Raw genomic sequence first — 5765 nt, 5'->3', positions numbered from 1 at the left:
ATCTATGACATGGCCAAGGCGATCGACAAGGCCATGACCATCGCGGATATCCGCCTGCTGTCCAAAACCGGCGGGAAATCGGGCGACTGGCGCGCCCCGGCATGAACCCGCCGCTGCCGCTGCGCTGGACCGACGGCGGCGACTCGCGGGTCAGGGTTCTGCGGGGCGTCCGGTCGGGGGCATATGTGCGCCGCACCGGTGACGATGTGCAACCCGGGGATGTCGCGGTGCGCGCCGGCACGATCATCGGCGCCGCGCAGGTGGGACTGCTTGCCGCGGTAGGGCGTGAACGCGTGCTGGTGCACCCGCGACCGCGGTTGTCGGTGATGTGTGTCGGCGGCGAACTCGTCGACATCTCCCGCACGCCCGGCAATGGTCAGGTCTACGACGTGAACTCCTACGCTCTGGCAGCTGCCGGACGGGATGCCGGCGCCGAGGTGAACCGGGTCGGGATCGTGAGCACCGACCCCACGAAGCTGCGCGAGGTCGTCGAAGGCCAGTTGAACCGAGCCGAGGCCGTGGTGATCGCGGGAGCCGTGGGCGGCGCGGCGGCCGAGGGCGTGCGATCGGTGCTGTCGCAACTCGGTGACATGGAGGTCTCACGGATCGCGATGCATCCTGGTTCGGTCCAGGGCTTCGGCCAACTCGGTCCCGAGCGGGTGCCAGTTTTCCTGCTGCCGGCCAATCCGGTCAGCGCACTGGTGGTGTTCGAGGTGATGGTGCGCCCGCTGATCCGACTGTCGCTGGGCAAACGGCAGCCGGCCCGGCGTGTCGTCCAGGCGCGTGCGTTGTCGCCGATCAGCTCGGTGCCCGGGCGCAAGGGGTATCTGCGTGGGCAGCTGATGCGCGACCAGGACACCGGCGAGTATCTGGTCCAGGCGTTGGGCGGGGCGCCGGGCGCGTCGTCGCATCTACTGGCAACTCTCGCCGAGGCAAACTGTCTGGTTGTTGTCCCCACCGAAGCCGAGCAGGTCCGCACGGGTGAGGTCGTCGACGTCGCGTTCCTGGCGCAACGCGGCTGAACGCCAGATGGCTTCCGTGATGAACCTGTGGAGCTCGCGTTCGCAGCATCCGGGATGGCCGTTGTCGGTCGGGCCGCTGCGGGTGTCCGCCGGGGTCGTGCGGCTGCGGCCGGTCCGGCTCCGTGACGCCGCGCAATGGAGCAGGAACCGGCTTACCGACCGTGGTCACCTCGAGCCGTGGGAACCCTCCACCGATCTCAGTTGGGAAGTGCGACACGCAGTTTCGTCGTGGCCGTCGGTGTGTTCGGGGCTGCGCGCCGAAGCCCGCAAGGGCCGGATGCTGCCCTATGTGATCGAGCTCGACGGCCAGTTCGCAGGGCAGCTGACCGTAGGCAATGTGACGCACGGCGCGTTGCGGTCGGCGTGGATCGGGTACTGGGTCGCCAGCGGCTCGACGGGTGGCGGGGTTGCCACAGCAGCGCTGGCGTTGGGGCTGGACCACTGTTTCGGCCCGGTGATGCTGCACCGCGTCGAGGCCACCGTGCGCCCCGAGAATGCGGCGAGCCGTGCAGTACTGGCAAAGGCCGGCTTCCGGGAGGAAGGCCTTCTGAAGCGCTATCTGGACGTCGACGGGGCGTGGCGGGATCACCTGTTGGTGGCTCTCACGATCGAAGAACTGAACGGTTCGGTGAGCTCCGCGCTGGTGCGCGCGGGTCACGCTTCATGGGCCTGACGCAGCCCGGAAAAAGCCTTCCGTGTTACTGATGTGACACATGTGACGTTTGGTGCTTGTCTCCAGCGAATTACAGGTGTGTAATTGTCCTCGGCGCGCCGCCCATGGATGCGCTGGTCACAGACCTAGCCTGATGGGGAAAGGAGCAGGCGCCATGCCAAGCATCCCCCAATCTCTTCTCTGGATTTCCCTCGTCGTCCTCTGGCTCTTCGTGCTGGTTCCGATGTTGATCAACAAGCGCGACGCCGTCCGCCGGACGAGCGACGTCGCGCTGGCCACACGCGTGCTCAACAGCAGCGCCACCGCCAGGCTCCGTCGGCGCCGTGGACCCGCATCGGGACATCGCAGCGATCCGGACTGGCGTCCCTCCCACGATGACATCGACGAGTCCGATGGCCTCGGGAACGAAGCGCCGGGCCGCTCGGTCGTCATGGTCGCCGCAGAAGTCCGAGACGCCGAAGCCGACAGCGATTACCTCGACGTCGACGTGGTGGAGGATTCCGGAGCTCTGCCCATCGGCACGCCGGTCGCTGAGGATGACCGGGTGGCCCCCGTGGGCGCTGCCGAAAGTGACGAATTGACTTTGGATTACGACTCGGGGGACCGCGACTCCGTGGGCTTGGAATCCGAGGATCTCGAAACGGTCGAGTCGTCCTACGAGGACGAGTCGTCCTACGAGGACGACGAAGCCTACGAGGACGACGAAGCCTATGAGGACGACGAAACCGACGACGGGTACGGGGATGAGTACGAGTACGTCGCGGACTCGTCAGGACTCGAGGCGCCGTCGGACACCGATCTGCGCATCGCCGACTCGATGAGCGCATCGCGTCGCCGTCGCCGGGAGTCGAGCACCGCTGAGGCGGTAACGGTACGCAAGTACCGGTTCCGTGCGCGGACCCTGACGGTGATGGCGGTGCTGTTGCTCTCCAGTGCGGTGGCGGCGTTCACCTGGTCGTCGACGATGTGGTGGGCGTGCGGTGTGGTCGGCGCGATCACGCTGCTGTACCTGGCCTACCTGCGTCGGCAGACCCGCATCGAGGAGCGGGTGCGGCGACGTCGCGCCCAGCGGGTCGCCAGGTCGCGGTTGGGTGTGGAGAACACCGCGGATCAGGAGTTCGACGTAGTCCCGGCGCGGCTGCGCAGACCAGGTGCCGCAGTGCTGGAGATCGACGATGAGGATCCCGAGTTCGAGCATCTCGATTACGTCCCGTTCGCCCGCCACTACGACCTACCCCGCGCCGCAGGGCAGTAACAGACCGGTCTCCGACGAACGCCCGCGCGGGAGCGGAGGACCAATTTCAGCCGGTGTGCGGTGACTGGTAGCCTGCTACCGGTATCAGGGGCTATGGCGCAGTTGGTAGCGCGTCTCGTTCGCATCGAGAAGGTCAGGGGTTCGAATCCCCTTAGCTCCACCCAGTTTGTGTAGTTCAGGTCGGCCGAGATCGGCCGGCACCGGGGTGTGTCACAGCATCCGCTGGATCACCCTCATTTTTTGCGCCATCACTGTTGCGGGTAAGTCCTACGGCCGCGGAGTTCGCCAGCTAGACATGTAGAGCGCGACGGGGCAACTGCGCCCTAGCGAGTGACCCGGCGTAATCCTAGGAGCCCCGATGATCAGTCAATGGCTGGTGAGCACCCTGCCGTCGTGGTTGCTGTTGCTGGGGATCGTGGTGGCCGTGGCCGGCGGAGCGGTGCTCATCCAGACAGTGGTGCGGCGCAACTTTCCCAGCCTGAAGGGCGAGGAGCACAACGACGTCATCAAATTCGCCTTCGGGGTGGTGGGTTTCGTGTTCGCGTTCTTTCTCGGCTTCGTCGTCTCAGCGATGTGGGGACAGATCGGCGATGCGGACGGAAGGGCCAGGACCGAGGGATCGACAGGTGTGCAGCTTGCCCGCAATGCCACGTTGTTCGATGAGCCTGACAGCAGCAGAGTTCGCAAGGCGCTCCTCGAGTACCAACAGGCTGCAGTGGTCGAGTGGAACGAGAACGCCAAGGGCGATTCCTACCCGGCGGCCGAGGATGCGCTGACACGACTCTATTCGGCATACGAAGACGTCCAGGCGCGCACCGACACGCAAAAAACTCTGCTCGCAACTTCTTTCAGCAATCTGGACAGCCTCAGCCAGGCCCGCACGCAGCGGGTGCTGCAATCGCGAACGGATGTCGGCCCGCCGTGGTCGCTGTGGGCGGTCATCTGGCTGACCAGTGCGCTGATGCTGCTCTGCGCCATCATCTATGACGTCAAGAAGCCGTCCACGCACTACGCGATGGTGGCGATCCTCGGCGTACTGGTGGCGGTGAACCTGTTCCTGGTGATGGAACTGTCGCACCCCTTTCTCGGCGATGTGGGGACGTCCTCGGAGCCACTGAAAGAGGTCATCCGGCAGTTGTCGTGACCCACCTCCGGCGCGATGGCCTAATATCTGCGTATGAACGTAGATAAGGGAGCATGCGCGCGGCGGCTTCCCGATGATCAGGTGGACCTGGTCGTCGAAGTTTTCCGGATGCTGGCCGACGCCACCCGTGTTCAGGTGCTGTGGGCCCTGGGCAGCCGGGAGATGGCGGTCAACGATCTGGCCGCCCACATCGGAAAGCCCGCCCCGTCGGTGTCTCAGCATCTGGCCAAACTGCGAATGGCGCGCCTGGTCCGCACCCGTCGCGAGGGCACCACCATCTTCTACAGCCTCGGCAACGACCACATCCGACAACTGGTCACCGACGCCGTTTTCAACGCAGAGCACGCAGGTCCGGGCATCCCCGGTCATCATCGCGACGCTGCCGAACTCGCGCTGCTGCATCCCGGCGACCGCGACGCCGGGTCCGGTTCCGACGCGGCTGACGGATCCCGCACATGACACACGACGCCGCGTCAGACGCCACCCACCATCACGGGCAAGGCCACCGTCATCGGCACAGCCACACTGGATCCGGCGGCAGGATCGGCGCCGCCCTCCGGGAGGTGTTCGCCCCGCACAGCCACGATGCCGGCGACAGCATCGACGGCGCTCTGGAATCCAGTGCCGCCGGAATCCGCGCGGTGAAGATCAGCCTGCTCGTCCTCGGCGCGACGGCGGTCGTGCAGATCGTCATCGTCATGATCTCGGGGTCGGTCGCACTGCTGGCCGACACCGTCCACAATTTCTCCGACGCCCTGACCGCCATTCCGTTGTGGATCGCGTTCGCACTCGGCACCAGGGCCGCCACCCGTCGTTACACCTACGGCTTCGGGCGAGCCGAAGACATCGCCGGACTGTTCGTGGTTGCGATGATCACGCTCTCTGCCATCGTCGCCGGGGTCGAATCAGTGCGCCGCCTGATCAACCCGGTCCCGATAGAACACGTCGGATGGGTCGCAGCAGCCGGACTGGTCGGGTTCATCGGCAACGAACTCGTCGCCGTGTATCGCATTCGGGTGGGTCGACGGATCGGCTCCGCCGCGCTCGTCGCGGACGGATTACATGCCCGCACAGACGGATTCACCTCGCTGGCGGTGCTGTTGGGAGCGGGTGGTGTCGCTCTGGGCTTCCCTCTCGCCGACCCCGTCATCGGCTTGCTGATCACGGTGGCCATCCTCGCTGTCCTGCGCACCGCGGCGCGTGATGTCTTCCGTCGGCTCATGGACGGCGTCGACCCGGCCCTGGTGGATGCCGCCGAAGTTGCGCTGGCCGCCGAACCCGGCGTCACCGAGGTGCGCAGCGTGAAGATGCGGTGGATCGGCCATCGCCTGCACGCCGACGCCGAACTCGACATCGACCCCGCCACCAGCCTCACCGAAGCGCACCACATCGCCCACGAAGCCGAGCACACCCTGACCCACGCCGTCCCGAAACTGGCATCGGCGCTTGTACACGCTTACCCGGCGACGGGTCGTCCGCACGATTGACCGGCGCGACATCGCGGAACCTCCAGCGTGGTTCCGCGATGCCTCGGGCAGGTGCTAGTCGTCGCTACTGCTGCTGTCGCTGTCGCCGCTACCGTCTGAACCGTCATCGCCGGACTGACCGCCGATGCCGCCCCGGCCGCCACTTCCGCCGGTGCCGCCTTCGTTGGTGTCGCCGCCGGTGGCG

Annotated in this window: 6 protein-coding genes, 1 tRNA gene and 1 pseudogene; all 8 read left to right on the top strand. The window is 66.3% G+C overall.

Annotated elements, in window-relative coordinates:
- The first annotated feature begins 9 nt into the window (after positions 1-9).
- The 8 genes and pseudogenes from WA965_RS17450 (at position 10) to WA965_RS17415 (ending at position 5581) form a co-directional block, all read left to right on the top strand.
- On the top strand, positions 10-105 hold the full coding sequence (locus WA965_RS17450; RefSeq protein ID WP_526447862.1) for a hypothetical protein: 96 nt from the start codon (positions 10-12) through the stop codon (positions 103-105).
- 8 nt (positions 106-113) lie between these two features.
- Positions 114-1022, top strand: a pseudogene (locus tag WA965_RS17445) (molybdopterin molybdotransferase MoeA); the annotation flags it as partial.
- Positions 1023-1041: 19 nt separating this feature from the next.
- On the top strand, positions 1042-1695 hold the full coding sequence (locus WA965_RS17440; protein ID WP_526298858.1) for a GNAT family N-acetyltransferase: 654 nt from the start codon (positions 1042-1044) through the stop codon (positions 1693-1695).
- Positions 1696-1849: 154 nt separating this feature from the next.
- On the top strand, positions 1850-2950 hold the full coding sequence (sepX, locus tag WA965_RS17435; protein ID WP_526298840.1) for a divisome protein SepX/GlpR: 1101 nt from the start codon (positions 1850-1852) through the stop codon (positions 2948-2950).
- A gap of 87 nt (positions 2951-3037) precedes the next feature.
- Positions 3038-3110, top strand: a tRNA-Ala gene (locus WA965_RS17430).
- 198 nt (positions 3111-3308) lie between these two features.
- Positions 3309-4094: a bestrophin-like domain gene (locus tag WA965_RS17425; RefSeq protein ID WP_526298838.1), complete on the top strand. Its 786-nt coding sequence runs from the start codon at positions 3309-3311 to the stop codon at positions 4092-4094.
- 33 nt (positions 4095-4127) lie between these two features.
- Positions 4128-4553: an ArsR/SmtB family transcription factor gene (locus WA965_RS17420; RefSeq protein ID WP_526298836.1), complete on the top strand. Its 426-nt coding sequence runs from the start codon at positions 4128-4130 to the stop codon at positions 4551-4553.
- Positions 4550-5581, top strand: a complete 1032-nt coding sequence (locus WA965_RS17415; RefSeq protein WP_526298834.1) for a cation diffusion facilitator family transporter — start codon at positions 4550-4552, stop codon at positions 5579-5581. Before WA965_RS17420 ends, WA965_RS17415 begins: the two co-directional genes overlap by 4 nt.
- Positions 5582-5765: the final 184 nt, after the last annotated feature.

It is taken from the genome of Mycobacterium sp. (assembly GCF_049683935.1).
Classification (GTDB): Bacteria; Actinomycetota; Actinomycetes; order Mycobacteriales; family Mycobacteriaceae; genus Mycobacterium.
Note: the sequence above shows the minus strand (reverse complement) of the source record. Positions and strands in the feature narration are given on the sequence as shown.